Source organism: Candidatus Poribacteria bacterium (assembly GCA_026702755.1).
Lineage (GTDB): Bacteria > Poribacteria > WGA-4E > WGA-4E > WGA-3G > WGA-3G.
This window is the reverse complement of the sequence record JAPPBX010000074.1, coordinates 36,068-53,946: the sequence shown is the minus strand read 5'-3', so window position 1 is coordinate 53,946 and position 17,879 is coordinate 36,068. Positions and strand designations below refer to the sequence as shown.

Annotated in this window: 12 protein-coding genes; 4 read left to right on the top strand and 8 right to left on the bottom strand. The window is 47.6% G+C overall.

The window, feature by feature from the left end; genetic code table 11:
- Nucleotides 1-28: 28 nt before the first annotated feature.
- Together OXH39_13525 and OXH39_13520 are read right to left on the bottom strand one after the other, a co-directional pair.
- On the bottom strand, nt 29-1,897 hold the full coding sequence (locus tag OXH39_13525; protein MCY3551475.1) for a WD40 repeat domain-containing protein: 1,869 nt from the start codon (nt 1,895-1,897) through the stop codon (nt 29-31).
- Between the two features lie 173 nt (nt 1,898-2,070).
- Nucleotides 2,071-6,960, bottom strand: coding sequence for a leucine-rich repeat domain-containing protein (locus OXH39_13520; protein MCY3551474.1), 4,890 nt, complete (start codon nt 6,958-6,960; stop codon nt 2,071-2,073).
- Between the two features lie 368 nt (nt 6,961-7,328).
- On the opposite strand from OXH39_13520, the gene OXH39_13515 reads away from it, so the two are divergent.
- From OXH39_13515 to OXH39_13505, 3 genes are read left to right on the top strand one after another with little or no spacing between them, the layout of a single operon-like run.
- On the top strand, nt 7,329-8,300 hold the full coding sequence (locus OXH39_13515; GenBank protein ID MCY3551473.1) for an amidohydrolase family protein: 972 nt from the start codon (nt 7,329-7,331) through the stop codon (nt 8,298-8,300).
- Between the two features lie 33 nt (nt 8,301-8,333).
- Nucleotides 8,334-9,137 (top strand): phytanoyl-CoA dioxygenase family protein, encoded by an 804-nt coding sequence (locus tag OXH39_13510; protein ID MCY3551472.1) that lies wholly within the window; start codon nt 8,334-8,336, stop codon nt 9,135-9,137.
- A gap of 25 nt (nt 9,138-9,162) precedes the next feature.
- Nucleotides 9,163-10,041: a phytanoyl-CoA dioxygenase family protein gene (locus tag OXH39_13505; protein ID MCY3551471.1), complete on the top strand. Its 879-nt coding sequence runs from the start codon at nt 9,163-9,165 to the stop codon at nt 10,039-10,041.
- Here OXH39_13505 and OXH39_13500 read toward each other — a convergent pair.
- A complete protein-coding gene (locus OXH39_13500) occupies nt 10,023-10,220 on the bottom strand; it encodes a hypothetical protein (GenBank protein ID MCY3551470.1) in 198 nt (65 codons plus the stop codon). The two genes, OXH39_13505 and OXH39_13500, sit on opposite strands and share 19 nt — an antisense overlap.
- Nucleotides 10,221-10,256: 36 nt before the next feature.
- Here OXH39_13500 and OXH39_13495 point away from each other — a divergent pair, with 36 nt between their 5' ends.
- Nucleotides 10,257-10,673 carry a DUF420 domain-containing protein gene (locus OXH39_13495; GenBank protein ID MCY3551469.1) on the top strand — a complete coding sequence of 139 codons (417 nt, stop codon included), beginning with the start codon at nt 10,257-10,259 and terminating at the stop codon, nt 10,671-10,673.
- Nucleotides 10,674-10,756: 83 nt separating this feature from the next.
- Here OXH39_13495 and OXH39_13490 read toward each other — a convergent pair whose 3' ends face one another.
- The 5 genes from OXH39_13490 to OXH39_13470 all read right to left on the bottom strand — a co-directional run bounded on the left by OXH39_13490 (nt 10,757) and on the right by OXH39_13470 (nt 17,569).
- Nucleotides 10,757-11,659 carry a phytanoyl-CoA dioxygenase family protein gene (locus tag OXH39_13490; protein ID MCY3551468.1) on the bottom strand — a complete coding sequence of 301 codons (903 nt, stop codon included), beginning with the start codon at nt 11,657-11,659 and terminating at the stop codon, nt 10,757-10,759.
- A 57-nt stretch (nt 11,660-11,716) separates the two neighbouring features.
- Entirely contained in the window at nt 11,717-12,469 is a 753-nt protein-coding gene (locus OXH39_13485; GenBank protein MCY3551467.1) for a hypothetical protein, read from the bottom strand.
- Nucleotides 12,462-13,583 carry an XdhC family protein gene (locus OXH39_13480; protein MCY3551466.1) on the bottom strand — a complete coding sequence of 374 codons (1,122 nt, stop codon included), beginning with the start codon at nt 13,581-13,583 and terminating at the stop codon, nt 12,462-12,464. Before OXH39_13480 ends, OXH39_13485 begins: the two co-directional genes overlap by 8 nt.
- An 85-nt stretch (nt 13,584-13,668) precedes the next feature.
- Nucleotides 13,669-14,580, bottom strand: coding sequence for a hypothetical protein (locus OXH39_13475; protein ID MCY3551465.1), 912 nt, complete (start codon nt 14,578-14,580; stop codon nt 13,669-13,671).
- A gap of 190 nt (nt 14,581-14,770) precedes the next feature.
- Complete coding sequence (locus OXH39_13470; protein MCY3551464.1) at nt 14,771-17,569, bottom strand: hypothetical protein; 2,799 nt, start codon at nt 17,567-17,569, stop codon at nt 14,771-14,773.
- Nucleotides 17,570-17,879: the final 310 nt, after the last annotated feature.

Below are 17,879 nucleotides of genomic sequence, written 5' to 3'. Positions count from 1 at the left end.
GATGAAGGCGGTAGGTTGTCGTTAGCAATTATTGATCTGGACGGATCTTATCCCAATCCCATAGCAGAATTGCGCCCCCAGCACTCCAACTGGCAAGCACCTTGCCATCTGGTGAAAACGCAACCACATTCACTGGCTCGGTATCATCTATGAGCGTTGTAAGGTGAGCAGCAGTGGCGACCTCCCATAACTGGACTTTGCCAGCAATACATCCACTTACCAGTGTCTCCCCACCAATCGAAAATGCCAAGGTCCGTATTAAATGATGGTCTCCTGCGGAAGTCGCGATTCTTCGGTGCCGAAGCACATCCCACAGTGAAAACGCACCCCATCCACCACTCGCGAATAGACTGCCATCGGGTGAAAACGCGATTGCCCTCACATTGCGTTCATCACCAATGAAAGTGGATAATAATTTGCCATTAATCGTATCCCACAGGCGGACTACGTTATTCCGGTCCACACTTGCGCGGATTGTACCATCTGGCGAAAATGCAACCATTTCAGAGGGTACTTCATCAATTATTCTAACAGCTCCGAGTACCTCGCCGCTTCGGACATCCCACCACCAAATTCTCTGAGACAATCCTGCGCTGGCGAGTGTGGTGCCATCTGATGAAAACGCCAAGGTCGTCGGGGCTTTCATGTCCTCACGGCGAATCAACAACGCCTTGCCTGTCCTCATATCCCACAAATGGATTGTATCGTTAGCGTTCCCATTCGCGAGTGTGGTACCATCGGGTGAAAATGCCAATGCTGTCAAAGCCCTCATACTTTCATGACGGATCGTTTCTGCCTTTTCTCTCTCAATATCCCACAGAAGGATTGTATCATCGGCGTTCCCCGTGGCAAGCGTCCGACTGTCCGGTGAAAACGCCAACGCGGTTCCAACGCTTTTATGGGCTATGGCGGGAAAGCGTTGTTCACCGTTCGTTATGTCCCAAAATCGGATTGTGCCATCTCGCGTTATTGTCGTAAGCGTTTTGCCGTCTGCTGAGAATGCCAGTGCAGTCACCCACCCCGGATGATCTGTCGGCAATACATCTGTTGGAGTTATCCATTCAACTGCATCTGAATCTCCGCCTATAGCGAGTTTTGTCCCATCTGGTGAGAATGCTAAAGCGTCAACTGACCAGTTATGTGAATGATGCTCCACCTGCACTTCACCGGTTTTTATATCCCATACATAAAGCGTTGGCCACTCAGTCCCGCCACTGGCAATCGTTTTGCCATCCGGTGAAAACGCTAATTCAGTAATAATATTATTAATGTTATCATGCCGAGAGAAGGTTTTCCGCAATTCACCTGTTTCCGGATTCCACAAACGCACCGTCCTGTCTGAACTCCCGCTGGCAAGCACTTTGCCATTCGGTGAAAACGCAACGATGTTGACATCCTCTGTATGTCCGCTGAGGTGGCTACGAAGTTTACCGGTCTCTGTATCCCATAACCCAATCGTCTTATCAAAACTTCCGCTGGCGAGCGTCTTACCGTCCAATGAAAACGCAACTGAAGAAATTTTTCGCGTATGCAAAGGAGAAAAATGCCTAATTGCGCCTGTATCTATACGCCGTAACCAAATCGCGCCTTCCTCACTGCCTGTTGCAAGCGTCTTGCCATCGGGTGAGAAGGCAATCGCAGAAACCCCAAACGGCGTTGCGGGTTCCAAGGCGGTTTCAGTACCCGTAGCAGCATCATATAGCCAAATACCGACGCTACTTGCAACTGCGATTTGCGTGCCGTCTGGTGTGAACGCTACGTCGCTTATCTCGCCTTTATTGCTACCGAGTCGGGCTTTGGCACCGAAAGGTAGTTGTTGTGCATTAACATCTTGGTACCCTAAGGTGAATATGAGTAGTAGACCGATGCTTATGATGAAATATTTATGGTTCGTCACGCTTTCTCCTTAGCCCCACATCATAGCGTTGATTGGAAATTAGGCACCATACTTTATACGATAACACAAAAAGTCTGGAAGGGCAAAATCTTTCCAGTGTGTCCGTTAAAGACGAATAGGGTGAAAGGCATTTAACTTCCACCCTACTTTTTTATTCCTCTACCACTGCCGTTCTACTTGCGGATTAACATTTTACGTGTTGATGTGAACTCTCCTGCGGTAAGCGTATAAAAATAGACACCACTCGCCACAGACTCACCTACGTCATTTTTGCCGTTCCAGTAGGCGGCGCGGCTACGACTTTGATAGATACCCGCAGGCATCAATCCCAACGCTAAAGTGCGAACCTTTGTTCCATGGACAGCATAAACCGTCAAAGTAACCTCCGCCGGTTCGGAGAGTTGATACGGGATCCACGTCTCTGGATTGAACGGATTCGGATAGTTCGGCAGCAGTGCTGTCTCCTCAGGAATCAGCGATGCTAAGAGGCGTTGCAGGTTCGCGATACCCTGTTGGAAGGCAATAGAGCCGTCGTTTTCAACCTGTGCTTGTGCTATCCACGCCTGGACCATCGCAGGATTCAGTTCTTCTGCTATCATGGAAGGTGCGGCTGATACGGTTGATTCACCGAGATGTTGTGCCACAATGATAAGATCCTGGATATTGATAACACCATCACCATTCATGTCAATTTCCGAGTCGGCAGGCACGGTTTTTCCGAAGTGTCGAGCAACAAGCACCATATCCAAGATGCTCACCTGTCCATCCCGATTCACATCCCCGGTAACGAGTTGCCCTTCTACAGTAATAGCGACCTCATGTGGCTCCGCGGGGATGGACACACCCGTGATAGAAGCGAGTTGAAAGTTTTCGAGTTTCAACTGCGTCTGTCCAACTGTTTTTGCTGTGAATGTCACCGATAAAAGCGTTCCTTTACCGCTGACCCCGTCTTCGCTGAGTCTTGCTGAACTCAGTTTGGTAATTTTGCCGGTCGTGTTATCAATTGTTCCTTTTTGGAAGAAGGTTGCTTCGCCTCCTGTTTTCAGAAAATCGCCTTTGTTGACTTCAACCGCTTCAAGCACTGTAGGATCGAATACAATATCAAATTGCCAGCCTGCTAAATCATAGATATTTTCTGCACTAATATCAAGCGTGAAAGTATCACTCACATGGATTGTCGATTCGGAAAAGTTGTACCCGACACGCGGATTTGACACCATATACTCCGTGCCTTCTTCAAAGCCAAAAAAGCCGCTCCACCCGTAACCAGGTCCCTTGTCAACTGCGACTAACAAGACATTTGTTCCTCGTTTCAATGTAACTGGGAAATAATCCTGATAATCATAAGCTCTGCGCCAAACGAAAACTTGATGAACCAATTCTCCATTGAGCCAGACTTTCACCCTATCCCCGCTGCCGACGAACATCTTTGTGTCTTGTTTACGCGGTGAATCCAGGGTGATAGAACCGTAGATGATAAGACCATTATTATTGCTATCTGTTTCAATACCGAGAGAGTCCAACATTTTAATAATGTTAGTTTCTCGTCGCAAAGGAGAAATTTCACCTGCGGTCCACAAACTGTTCCCAACAGAGGTTCCTTCCCGGGCACCGTTAGTAGCGATATATTGCTCTGTTACAATGCCTTCACTTGCTTCAGCCAATCGGTCTGTCGTTCTGTCAAGACGTTCGCCCGGTACGGTCACCCATAACCAGGGACCCTCTATTTTCGGACCCCCTGTCGGGGCACCCGGGTTGAAGGTACGAGAAATGGTTGTCTCGGACAGCCCTGCTAAAGATGAAAAATCGGATATAGAATTGTGGTCAAGCCTTAACCATTTTAGTTGCGTTAACGCTGCTAACGGAGATACGTCAGAGATTTCATTATTTTCGAGCACTAATCGTGTTAAACTTGTTAAGCCTGACAACGGAGATACGTCGGAGATACCGTTGTTGGAAAGATACAATTCCTTTAGTCCTGTTAACTTGGCCAGTGGTGAAATATCAGATGCTTCTGACCCACAAATATCCATAGTTTCCAATTGGGTCAAGCCAGCGAGAGGAGAAAGGTCAGAAATTGGGTTACCCCATGTCAGAAAATGTCTGAGTTTGACAAATCCAGCAAGAGGAGAGATGTCCGATATTCCACCATCTCCTATAAGGGTTATGTATTCTAAGTTTGATAAACCCGCGATCGGGGTTAAACTTTCTATTGGATTATGATAGACACTCAATACTCTCAAGTTGATTAGCTCAGAGAGAGGCGAGAGGTCGGTTATTTGGTTGTCAATTGCGGATAAATCCTCTAAATTTATAGCATATTCAAGTCCTGTCAAATTTTGAATACCCCTGCCACTCGCATCAAGTTTTGTCAGCGTTGCCATCTCCTCTGCTGTAATTGAAACAATTGTAGTGCCACCTTTGCCAAGTGCTTCTGCAATTGCGGCGCGGAGGTTTAGATCGGGTATAGCCACCTCACCAGTAAGTATATTTGTATTTTGGGAGAGTGCCTCTAAAGGTGAAAAATCTGTTATCGGATTGCCGCGAAGGTCCAAATGCTCCAAGTTGATAAGTCCTGCCAAAGCAGATACGTCCGATATATTGTTCTCACTGAGACGCAGCCACTTTAGGTGTGTCAACCCAGCTAACGGCGATATATCTGTGATGTTGTTGCCACTCAGATTCAAACTCTCTAAACCCTTTAGATTCTGTAAAACAGAGACACTTGATATCTGGTTGCTGACAAGATACAATTTTTTCAAATTCGGGGCGTTCTCTAAAGAGGGTATTTCTGATATTTTATTCCCACACAAGTCTATTGTTTCAATATTAGGGAGTTCCGCCAACGGCGACATATCATGGATTGGAGGACCCCACATCAGAACACTTTTTAACTTTTCTTTTCCAGCTAAGACTGAAATTTCAGTGACAAGGAAATTATGGCTAAATTGTATCGATTCTAACTCTGACATGTCTGCAAGTGCGGAAAGATCTGATATTGGATTATGCTCCATATTCAAACCACGAATCTTTGTCAGACCAGCAATCGGGGAAAGGTCTGAAATATTATTCTGAGAAAATCTAAGTTCTTCAAGTGCTATAAGACTCGCGAGTGGGGATAGATCCGATACCTCGTTATCTTCAAATACCAATTCTCTTAGATTTTTGGCATATTCTAATCCTGTTAGATCTTTTATACCTTTCCCTCTTAGTACATTTGGAGTATCTCCAATAGTAGTTGTATGACTCCCATGTACTCCGAAGTAAGTAAAACTTTCCATTTGTCTCACAGTAATCGGAACATCAACAGGTTGAACGAGTATTTGTGCGAGTGCTGTACGTAGATTTGGATCCGGAATGTAAATCGATTCCCCAGGGATGATTTCCACTTGCGGATCAACTGTTGGGGTTTTTCGACTCGGAAAATCCAGAGCAAACACAATTTCACTAAATTGCTCTGTCCATGTATCCCGTTTCATGGTGCCATTCTCTAACACCAACAACCCCAAATTTTGTAAACTTGCATTCTGACGAATATTTTTGAGAAACGCCTCGGTTTCTAATCCCACAGCAGCTGCGGCGTGCGATGCATCCACCGGACCTTGGAACGCCTCATGGAATCGCTGGATCGGTTCAATGCCACCAAACACCCCACCTGCTTCCCAAAGTGCTTCCCTATAACGTTGCGTATCTTCTGCCACAAGCACATCCATCGTCGCTTGATCCGTATAAAGCCGCAATGCCCGGTCTTTGTTAAAGGGTGGGTTCGGGTTCTGCTCAACAACACCACGCACCTCATCTTCAAACACCTTCATCCCTTCTGTGTGGCAACCGATACAAGAGAGTCCGTTGCGGACGGTTGGATCGCTCGCAGCAGGATTCCGAACGATGCTTATCGGTGCTTCATTAAGTCGGTTGCCTCCGGCATCTACTAACAGGTATGCTTGCAAGCCGTTAGGGAGGTTGAAGATAATCTCACCACCGTCGTGAGTGAAGGACAACGGATGTGTAAAGATATTCTGTGAACCCACACTCCCCGCAAAGTCGTAGCTTTTCCAATACGCACCATATCGCGATTCGTGACGTTCCACAACGCGATTATGATTGGACACACCCGACTCGTTGAACCCCGCACGCCAGACGCGTCTTCCGGCTGCGTTCCGAAGATTCTCGACAACATTCACCTCAAGCCGTGTTTCCAACTCCCGATCTGTCTCAGGAAGACCGAGAATGTCGTGGTAGAGCGGTGGCAAAGATGCAGTCGCAAGGAACCAGTCCACGTGAACAAACGGCACTTCACAATCCATTTCTGCGCGTAGGTTTGTTAATTTTTCACGGAGTGCGGTCTGTGTTGGCGCGTTGAAGTCAATCCCGTAAGGGTATTCCGCCTCAATTAGTGTCCATCGATTGATTCCGATCTCCCATTCGTAGTCTCGGAGGTCGATATAGAATATTGTTTCTTTCAAATCAATGGGTCGTGGGTTACTAATCTTACGTCCCCAAGAGAGGCTATTCACGAGTTTTGAGAGTGCGCGCCGATAGGCAAGGAGAGCCTCAGTCGTTTCGCCAGCGTTATAGAGATGTGTGAGTGTAAAATAGCGTGCGAAAGTGCGGTCAAAAGGTGCCAGTGAGTTAACGTGATTCTCAATCGTCTCAAGCATTTCCTTGGGCGTGATGAAGGTGCTCTCTACTTCAAAGGTGTCTCGCCAATCCGGTGCCCCGACAGCGATCCAATCTCGAATGGTGTCAATCGCTGCCTGTGATAATGGAGGTGCGTTGAGTGGCATCCGTCTCTCTGGCGCAGTTTCAATCAACCGCTGATAGAACTCAGACGCTTCAGGATTCCCCGGAATTACTGCCCCCCCGGGTGCCACCAACGCTGCATGTTCAATGATCAGTTGTTCCGTATAGGCACCGTGTTCCCCGTGGCAGTTGAGGCAGTTTTGTTCAAAGATCGCATACGCCTGTTGTGCAAGATTCTGTTGCGCTTCAACGCTTTGATAATTTTCCAAAATTAATGTCAACAGGCAAACAAATACGATAAAAATTTTGCGGTTTTTCATATACTTTCCTCTTTGCATCATGGGGTTTGATTGGTAATTGGTTTTCATATTTCAAATGATAGCACCAAGTGTCGCGAAACACAAGAATTATTTCGGGTGTGTAAGGTCTCTGACACTAATGACTTCCACGCTTTTGTAAGAGGGTTTCCAACCCCAACAGAGAAACTATGATTTGATAGGAGGATGTCTTAAAATCCGCGTCATCCGTGTAATCCGCGATTCAGACAGGAAAATCTCTGAGGGAACGCATTTCAATCCTAACGCTTGACAGAATATTTACATATACGGTAAAAAAGATTCCTTGATAAAAAAGGATTAGACATGGCATACTAAAAGACATATAAAAATGAACATTTTTGACTTAAAAAATGCGAATCGATTGCCAGAGCCACATATTTCCAAACACCTATATCGAAATCCTCGCGCAGAACCCACACCCTCCGCAAGTTATCCGTCGTGGCGGTGAGGCTGTCGTTACGTACGGCGATGTCCAAACATTTCGTCTTCAAGACGATGCCTACGATCCGAAGCGGAAACTCAAAGACATGGACGAAGCAGGCGTTGACATGGCACTGCTCAGCACCAATATCCCGCCGCCGTGCATGCTTGCACCTGAATTAGGCAATAAGGGCGCGCAAGCGATCAACGATGCCATCGCCGAACTCGTGGACACACATCCAGATCGGTTTGCAGGACTGGCATGCCTCCCGTGGCAAAACCCAGACGAAGCAACCACAGAGATGGGTCGGGTGAAACAGTTGGGGTTTCGCGGGATAATGCTCTACTCCCATATCGGCGGTGAATCCGTTGATGCACCACAGTTTGAACCGGTCTATGCACACGCCGAAACACTCCAGATGCCGATTGTGATGCATCCCACCGTCCCGACATGGGGAGAGGCTATCAAAGACCACTGGATGATCGGTATGATGGGGTTACAGGTGGATAACAGTTTCGCGCTGTTGCGGTTGATTCTGAGCGGAATTCTTGAACGCCATCCACATCTCCAAATCGTGATGCCGCACGTTGGCGGTATTTTACCGTATATGAGCGGCAGGATTGACCATCAGACCGAAGTATTGGGGAGAGCAAGAGAAAATATAACGCAACCACCAAGCGCGTATCTACAACGAATCTATTTGGACACCGTATCACCATCAACACAAGCATTGCAGTATGCCTACGAGTTCTCCGGTGCGGATCGTCTGCTGTTTGGGACAGACCATCCGTGGGTGGATATGCCGCGATTTGTCCGTTTGATTGAAGAGTTACCCATCCCCCAAGCAGATAAAGCACGAATTTTTGGTGAAAACGCCATAGAATTGTTCGATCTAAATTGAGAACCTCGTCAGCAAAAAAAGAGGGTTTACGATATGCCACACGAACTGACTGATGCCGAAAAGTTTTTCTTTGAAAATAATGGCTATCTTGTCTTAGAAGATTTCCTCACGCCTTCACACGTTGCAATACTCAGGAGTGCTCTCGCTGAAGTCATTGAGAACCGGCGTGAACGTGAGGAGGAAGGGTTACCCCAAACCGGAATGACACACATTCACGGTGAGAAAAGCACTCGTATCTTTTATATCCTCGGCGACCATCCGGCGTTCTTGGAACTTCTGGATTGGCAACCGATTCTGCCGTACGTCACAGGATTGCTCAATAAGATGCCGCACCACCACGCATCGGATGCGATCGTTGAACACGCTTCGGATTTAATGGAACGTTCGATGGGCTGGCACATCGATGGACACGATGAAGGCTATCGTAATCTACGTCCAATTCCGTTTCTGCAACTTAAAATCGGCTATTACCTGACAGACATGACAGAAAGCGGACAGGGAAATTTGTGGCTCATCCCGGGCAGCCACACGGCGATGTATGACCCGAACCATGAAGACTTGCGGTATCCTTATGAATATCCCGGGGCACTTGAGGTGTGCGCGCCACCCGGGAGTGCCATTCTGTTCCATAACGCCGTTTGGCATTCCGCTGGCATCTTTACCAAAACGGACAGCTGCCGCGAAATGCTCTATTACGCTTACGAGCACCCCTGGATGATCGCCTCGCAGGAACATTGGGGATATCCCAAAGACTTCTACAACAAGGAACTCTCACCCGAACAGCGAAAGTTTTTCCACGGATTTGTCTTCGATCCACCCGAACAGCGATGGGGATAGTACACAACGCAAGGAGGACGCAATTATGCGTTTAACCGAATCTCAAGTTTCCTTCTTCCACGACAACGGATATCTACTGCTTGAAGATGCGCTTGATGAAAACGACCTCGGTCCCGTCATTGATGAATACAAGGGAATTATTGCAGAACGTGCCGAGAAATTGCACGCCGAAGGGAAGGTGAGCGACACTTATGCAGACAAACCCTTCACGGAACGACTGCTTCACCTCTCGAATGAAGCACAGGAAGTAACGGCAAATCTGGACATTATGCAAGCGCGCGGTGAAGCGACGTTCAACTTCCTCAAGAACCCCAAAATCCTCGACATCGCAGAATCCTTCGTCGGTTCCGAGATTATCTGTAACCCGATCCAACATATCCGTGCCGTCTTGCCCAAAAAGAGTTCACAACGGGCACCCACACCTTGGCATCAGGATGCAGGCGTGTGCTGGCCCGATACGGACCCGTACTTCATGCTCACTGTCTGGATTCCGATTGTGGATGCGACTTTGGAAAACGGATGCCTACAGGTGATGCCGGGTAGTCATAAGATGGGGCTTTACAAACATGACTGGACCGAAGGAGGATTAGCGGTCACGTCGGAAAATCAACCATCTAACCTCACACCGAAGGCACTACCGATCCGAGCAGGTGGCGTTATTCTGTTCCACAATTACACGCTCCACAGCGCGAAACCGAATGAATCGGAGAGTGTCCGATGGAGTTTCGATCTACGTTACCACGATATCTACCAGCCGACAGGGAGACCCTTCTATCCAGCGTTTCTGATGCGGAGTCGTCTGCGACCTGAAGCCGGTAACACGCAATATGAAACGTGGTGTCAACGGTGGGAATTTGCGTTAGAGAATTCTAAGGGCGCGCAAGCCTACCGATGGCCCCGGTAGAAAGTAGCAGGCACACGCCGTTGTGCCGAAGCAAAAGTAGCAGGCACACGCCGTTGTGCCGAAGCAAAAGTAGCAGGCACACGCCGTTGTGCCGAAGCAAAAGTAGCAGGCACACGCCGTTGTGCCGAAGCAAAAGTAGCAGGCACACGCCGTTGTGCCGAAGCAAAAGTAGCAGGCACACGCCGTTGTGCCGAAGCAAGAATATAGGAGAAAATGTGCTTGAGATCTCAGACCTACCGACGGTCAATGCAACCCTGAATACAATCAGTGGTATCCTACTAACAATCGGATATGTGCAAATCCGACAACAAAAAATCACGGCACATAAAAACTGCATGCTCGCGGCTTTTAGTGTGTCAGTGCTATTTCTCATCTCTTATGTTATTTACCACTATCACGCCGGTTCAAAACCGTTCACAAAACAGGGGTGGATCCGTCCCGTCTACTTCACTATACTGATTTCACACATCCTTTTAGCGTTCGTCATCGTGCCGTTGGCGTTACGCACCCTCTATTTGGCGTGGCGTGAGCGGTTCGAGAAACACCGTCGCATCGCGAAAATTACCTTTCCCATCTGGCTCTATGTCTCGGTAACAGGCGTGATTATCTATCTGATGTTATACCAGTTGTAGAACAGAAGAAACCATTTCCCGTCAGACAATAAAATCCCCTATCAAGGGGGATTTAGGGGGTTAAAACATTTGGAGAAGTAAGTTTAATCCTGTGAATCAAAGGGACGGAATCCTCGCAACATTAAGCCTCTATCACTATTAGATTTCTTCGCTTCCTCAGCTGCAGCGGCACGCTTCTCTGCCTCTGCACGGTTCGTCGTGGTCGTCCCACCGATGACCACGAAATCGTCTGTTCGGCGATAGCGGTTGATGAAAATCGGACGCGGTTTGTCCGACATATTCTGTTTGGAACCGTGAATGGTCTTAACGTTAAAGAAGATCGAATCACCGGCGTTTCCAACAACTGGGAGTGCGCTTTCCCAGGGCCACTCATCCTCCTCCAAACCGAGATGCGAGAACGTATCAATATGCTTGAGTTGTCCGAGTTTGTGTGAACCCGGTACAACATGTAACGCCCCATTTACCAAGTCCGTATCCACAACATAACTTAGAATGCCGACGGGTCCTTGATAGCGGTGTTCAAAATACGCGGAATCCTGATGGAGATGCTTCGGGTGTCCGCCGACCGGTTCCTTATAGAGGCACTGCCCGTTACCAAAGATCTCTACATTCGGTCCCAAGATCGCCTCTACGATATTGACTGTGGTTTCATCAAGAGCGGATTGGAAAAATGCCGCGCTCGTCTGATAGCCTATCGACAGTACCATGATCTGTTTGTCGCGTTTATAGCCTTCTGGTGCTGGTAGGAATAGTGTGCCGTTCGGTGTACGCCATCCTTCAACAATCCGTTCCGCCTTGTCAAGCAACGATATGGACTCCGCCGCGGCTGCCTCAATATCCTGATGAAGTGCTTTGATATACGGTGCCATCAGTCCACGCACGACGAGACACCCGTGCTCGTCAAAAATGTCTGCGGCTTTTTGAACGTCTAATGCGTCCACAGACATCTCAATATCTTCAACTGTTACCTTAGATTCTTGGTTCACGAAATACTCTCCTTATTTCATAACATGCTATTCATTGGGAACACCCATTATCACCGGCTACTCTTTGTCACCCCATGATCGCTTCCTACCAGTCAACTCTTCAAGATAACGCGCCGTTTGGTTTACTTCTTCCTTGAGTTTTCTACTTGATCTCTGTTTTGAAAAATCTTCAGCCATATATTTCACTCGGTATGTGTCTTTTTGGATTTGTCGGAGCACAAACACACCTGAGACATTCTGATTCACATACCGAAGCATATCATATAAGAGAAAATAGACATCCTTGGACCAATATTGAAGTTCGTTGTGCTGGGCGTGTTCCTTAACTTTGTCCAATGTCCGCTGGACAAGGTCAATGACTTCGCTGAGTGTATAAGATTCGTCTTCAGGTATATCAATATCATCCGCTGGTGTTATATGATCGGAGCTGCGTGTATAAGATTCGTCTTCAGGTATATCAATATCATCCACTGGTGTTAGATAATCGGAGCTGAGTGCATAAGATTCGTCTTCAGGTATACCATCCACTGGTGTTACATCAGTTCGATCACCCGAAACGTCAATCCACCATTCTACCCACCAGTCACCTGACTCGCCGCGGGTGCAGGAGATACCGGCGGTTTTAAGAGCCTCCTTGTTCCGCTTCCAAACCTCCCAAAACTCCGGAGTAGCGGGGGCAGCGCGGAGGTCGCGGGGACCTTGGCGAGTTTTACGAAATATTGATGGACCCCAATTGAGTCGTATACCTTCCAGTTCGGCGGGCTGATCAATGTGGGCAACATCCGGTATATGTATATAAGCATCACTCATTTTTTTCTCCTCCCACTACTTTAACGGTAGGCATTCGTACGGGTTGTGTATCGAAAGTTTGAACAGTGTCAGCGGCATTGCGGACCTGGATAAGTTGCGATGCGATGCTAACAGCAATTTCCGGCACGGTTTTCGAGTTAATATCCAGCCCGATGGGTGCATAAACCCGTTGGAGTCTCTCCGTAGAAATCCCAGCCTCCATTAGATCATCGAATATCAGTTTAATCTTGCGACGGCTCCCTATCAATCCAATGTAACCAGCATCCGATTCAACAACACTGTGTAACGCCGATTCATCGTGTTGGTGTCCACGGGTGACAATCACAATGTATGTCAACGGCGTAATCGGATAGTTTCGGAGTTCCGTAGCGATATCGCCGATGATAACCTCGTCTGCTTCTGGTAACCGCTCGGTGGAAGCGAAGTCGGCGCGATCGTCAACAATAGCGATATCAAAATCCAACCAATTACCGATATGACAGAGTGCCTGACCAACATGACCCGCCCCGGCGATGAGTAAAGTCGGGCGCGGTTGTAATGGCTCTAAAAAGACGGATGCTATCTCGTCCTCGCTAAACAAGCCTGCGCGGTTCTTCTTAAGAATCTCAGGAGTCTGCTCCTCGACTGCCGCTTCCAAAGCCGGATCGCCCAACGTGCCGATACGTTCACCTGTGGTAGCGAAGATCATCTTCATACCAACATCAACACCCTGTTTAGCACTCGTTACAACCGTTGCACAAACAAGCGGTGTTTTCTCGCTGTTCAGTGCTTGGAGCCGCTCAAACATTTCTGCTTCGGCGCGCGTTTTCGGCAGATCAATGAAGATTTTCATATTCCCGCCACAGATGAGTCCATCGTCCCAGCCATAATCGCTATCCAATTGAAACTCAAGGAGCCGCGGCAGACCGTCCTGCATCAACCCTATCGCCTGTCTACGTGCTTCCGCCTCAACACACCCACCACCGAGTGTACCGATATTCCGCAAATCGGGGAGAATCAAGAGTTTTGAGCCGGGTTTTTGTGGCGTTGAACCTTTCGTCTCCACAACAGTGCAATAGGCACCGACCTGAGCGGCTTCAATTAGTTCTGGGATTTTTTGGTATATTTCTCTCATTTTTTTATTTTAGCAGTCAGCAGTTAGAAAATCGTTGGGTTTCACTCCGTTCAACCCACTCTACGATGACTAAACACCGAAAATGTTACGGTGCTTGGTCTTCAGCACTCTGCACGACCAATTGTCTAAACTGCTCGCGTTGTTGTGCAGTCAACTCAAGTGGGACAATAGAAGCAATGCCATCGTATCCGACTTGTGCTGGAACGTTCAGGTAAACCGAGGTCTCACCCGCTGATATGTGGGCACCAACACTCATCACTCGTCTTTTATCAAGGGCAATGGCTGAAACAACCTGCAAGATATAACTCACCAAGGTCCATTCGTCGTTCATGGTATACGGGCAACGCTGTGTAACGGCTTCACAGAGGCTTTCGATGTCAGCTTCAGACATCAGTTGTGCAAGTGGGATACCGTTTACTCGGCAGTATTGCGGGAGCGGATACGTCTCTTGGTCACTCCCGATCGCCAGAGCCATCACATCCTGAACTGAGACCTCAACCCGTTTCGCAATTTCGGCGGTTAAGTGCGCCGTAGCAGCCCCGTTTCCGAGACCAATAATTTGTCCGCCACCAAGCGTCTGATGAATCCACGAAGCGATGTAATTAGTGGGCGACATTGCCACCAGAATCTTGGCATCTAATGCGTGTTGCTGAATTCCAGTTACAAATCGTCGTGTAAGCGCAATACTTGTTGTCTTGGCGGCTTGAGGAGAACGGAAACCAGATTGCCCCATCGGTGGCATCAGCACAATCACATCCGCGCCAGACAGGCTCTCTAACGAATCGGAAAAGGAAATCGCAGTATCACTGCCACTTAAAGCGTTTGCTTCCACGAGATCTCGGAGGTTTCCCGGTGTGCCCTCCTTTGGAGAAATGAACCTGTTTTTTTTCGATGCCGCATCCGACACAAATACGATCTCACGTACCGACTCTAATTGACTCAAGCCCCAGGCAGTCGAGACGGCTAACTGACTGTTGCCCAATAAAGCTATTTTCATTTTTTTTAAATTTTCCTTGCAGTTGTTCAGGTAGGGTTTGCAAAAAACCTCCTTTTCAGAATCCAAGCCTCACGGTGTTCGGCTCTTTCGCCAGAGATTGTAAGCCCAAGCAACGCGCTGGGAAACCGGATATACGGAGAGGAACGCCTTTCAGACAACCTACCTCACCGAACCGCAAGGAACATTAAAATTACACCAAAAGGGTTTCAACGATTGCCTGAAACTGCTCCTCAATGTATTGACGGTGGTTGTCCATTTCTGAACCTGCTACCAGTTTAGTAGATAGCAAGTCATCGTAACGTTCAACGTACTCAAGCAAAGTATCAACCTCTTTTTCATAGCAGATCGCAGAGGCGAGGACCTTCTCTTTCAAGAAGAGCGGGAGTTCGGTTTCCGTAATCTGGGTTAATTCCCATCGCCAGACCTTCTCGGAGATATAGGTGACAAACTGATCAAGCAGATCCCCCTTATAATCGTTGCCTTGAAGTGCTTTAACCTCTTGGATAAGTCCCAAGACGTGATTGAAGAATTCATCTGGAAATTGCTGCCGTAATTCCATAAGCAACCTGCCGGTTGTTGATATTGGAAGTTGATTCTGTAAAAGGAACACCCGCAAATTTGGATAATCTTCAACACTCTTACTATCACCAAGCCACGTTTCACCTATCGGAGGCAAATCACTTACATCAAAGCTGAGTACTTGCTGCTTGCGGATCTCTTCAAGATTCGTCGCGCGCGGATCAAGTCCAGCGTCCGCTAAGGTGGCGATAACCTCCTCTTGGCGGTAGGGTCTCAGGAAAATCATGAGTTCCTTAACTTTTTGTTGTTCCGCCTCAACTGCTTCAGCATTTGCTGCATCGCCATTCCTCGCCTGCCCACGTTTCCGTTTTTTCGCCTTCTGGGGCGCATTTGTGAGTCTATTTGCCCGCTTCACCAAAGTGTTGTGATAACCCAGCAATTCTTCGTGGAGCATTGCAAGTAGGGTATCGCCATGAATAGCAAGCATCGAAGCCGTGGTAATATTCGACAACTCATGCCCGGTCTTCGAGATAATCGCCCGATTTAAGTTGCGTTCTATCGACTTGCGGTCCTTTTCAGCTTGGATAATCAGTGTGCTTTCTAACATAAGGTTGATTAACCTCTTTGTCTGGTCCGGTACACTGAGATTAATATCACAAGTAGGTTGAACATTGGCGAGAAGTCGTTCACGGAGTTTACCATCAAGCACTAATGTCCACAATGTTGCGTAATGCTGTTGCTGATCCACCGTTGGTGGGATATTTTCCAACCACTGCTTTATAGTTGGTAAATACAACTTTACATGATCAAGTAACTGTTCAAAAGCGTCATCAGGGATTTCAAAACCGGGAAAAGCGGTAGTGCCGCGTTGCTGTGCCTGCTGCCCCCGTCGCTGCGTTTGCACAGTTTTGCCTGCTAAGAGGAGATCCACTAACGGTTGAATTACATTTTCAAAGTCCTGCTTGTGCTGACTTGCGAAGTTCGCGAGTTCCAGTAATTCCAGCCAGATGGTTGTCAACCGTTCGACTTGGTTAGCATGCAAAGTTGAGCGAAGCGTGATACCTGCCATCTTTTCACGCACCGCCCCGCGCGTCCACTGCGGCAAGTAAATTTCGTCTAACCGTTCGTTGTTCTCAAAAGTTGAGAGCTCAACCTGCTTGACAAGCGCGGGTTCAATGAAATCCTGTTCAAACACCAGATCATGAAACAACCCTGCTGCTCGATCAAGTACCTGATTCGCCAATTTGTAAGAGGATTGAATGAGATGATTCAGCGTTAACTGCTGATTATCCTGTAGCTGCCAAAACTCTATCATGGGGTCAATATTTTGTGCAAGTTCGTCAGTTTTCGGCACTGCGACTTCCTCATCAAAATGTTCAGTGAGATATTCGGCATAGAATTCGACAAAAGCGATCATCGTATTCCGCAGTTCACGGATCACCAGATCATCCCACACCTTATTATGGACGCGCTGTCCAGGTCCAAGCACAAGAGCTTTCAAGCGGGTTTCCACACGCTGTTGAAATTGCGCCATGAGTTGGTAGGCGTGCTGATTGGCTTTCACCGTATACGCTTCGATTTTCTTTGAACTCTCGCTAATTGCGGTCTCAATTTCTTCAGCGGGTGCGTCAAACGCGATAGGTACAAACTGAAGTGTCTCCGGTTCAAGAGGATCGTAAACGGCTGCTGTAGCAAGCACCTGAACCGGATCAAGATCTTTAACTGCCTCCGGTGTCTCTCCATCTTCATCAGCCAAAACATCAGACATCCGAGTATGAAGCGTTAAACTGTATCCCAAGTCAATTAGGTCAGGGTACTGCTTAATATGGGTTCTGAGAACTACAAGGAGTAAATTATAGTCCTCGGTTAGGATTTGATCAAAAAGAGCATCTTCATTGAGATGGACGCGATGAATGTGGGTTTGCTCTGGAACGATAACATTAGCGAGGGATATCCCGTCAGCCCCAACGTCATCAACCTTTGTGAGCACATAACCACCAGTTTTGATGGTACTGGGTATTGTTAGCCGTGCTTTCAAAACTTCCTGAGTGAGTTCGGAAAGTGTCAGGGTTTTCCCGAGGTTTTGAATGGCGATTTCGGAAACAACACCATCGGCGAAATCTGTAATCTGGCGTGCATTCCGTTCCAATTCCTGTATGCTTCTATGGACCCTGTCATAGTCGTTGCTTGTCTCAGCTGTGACTTTTGCTTCGTCGATCCAAGAAACCCATGCCCCCGGACGGGGCCGCATCTTTACTGTAAGCTCGCCATCTTCTGAGTCGAAACCGGGTAGAATGTCGCCCTCTGAACTTTGCTTCGGTGTCCAAACAATCAGATGTTTATCCGATTTCACACCGAGCCCTAAGCCAAAGGTATCCCCCCAACTCATCCGTCCCTCAATACTGGATTTGATTTTATCAGTCAACGCGAAAAGCGTTTCTGAACGAAAATTAAGCGATAATCCTTGCATTGGGTCGATTCGATTGTGTGCCTTTCAAGTGAATTTAGGCAAATAAATTTGTGAATGATCGGTGAAAACATAGCGGTTCTATTTTAACGTTTAACAAAAACCGCCATGCCCGGTCGGTGAAATAAATTCGTAGGTTGATAGCATCTGAAACAGAAAATGTGTCCATTTTCGTATAGAGCACCCCTTAAAGCCGTAGGGGTTATGAAAGCTCAATGATATGGATATAACCCCAACTTTAACTGGAGGACCCCTCTATAGTTTCGTGTGCTTGCTTATATCAACCCAAATTATAACTAAAAAATTTATATTT

What these genes read in the sequence shown, in the direction of transcription:
- OXH39_13520 (MCY3551474.1), bottom strand. Translation starts at nt 6,960, where the DNA reads ATGAAAAACCGCAAAATTTTTATCGTATTTGTTTGCCTGTTGACATTA.
- OXH39_13515 (MCY3551473.1), top strand. Translation starts at nt 7,329, where the DNA reads ATGCGAATCGATTGCCAGAGCCACATATTTCCAAACACCTATATCGAA.
- OXH39_13510 (MCY3551472.1), top strand. Translation starts at nt 8,334, where the DNA reads ATGCCACACGAACTGACTGATGCCGAAAAGTTTTTCTTTGAAAATAAT.
- OXH39_13505 (MCY3551471.1), top strand. Translation starts at nt 9,163, where the DNA reads ATGCGTTTAACCGAATCTCAAGTTTCCTTCTTCCACGACAACGGATAT.
- OXH39_13485 (MCY3551467.1), bottom strand. Translation starts at nt 12,469, where the DNA reads ATGAGTGATGCTTATATACATATACCGGATGTTGCCCACATTGATCAG.
- OXH39_13480 (MCY3551466.1), bottom strand. Translation starts at nt 13,583, where the DNA reads ATGAGAGAAATATACCAAAAAATCCCAGAACTAATTGAAGCCGCTCAG.
- OXH39_13475 (MCY3551465.1), bottom strand. Translation starts at nt 14,580, where the DNA reads ATGAAAATAGCTTTATTGGGCAACAGTCAGTTAGCCGTCTCGACTGCC.
- OXH39_13470 (MCY3551464.1), bottom strand. Translation starts at nt 17,569, where the DNA reads ATGCAAGGATTATCGCTTAATTTTCGTTCAGAAACGCTTTTCGCGTTG.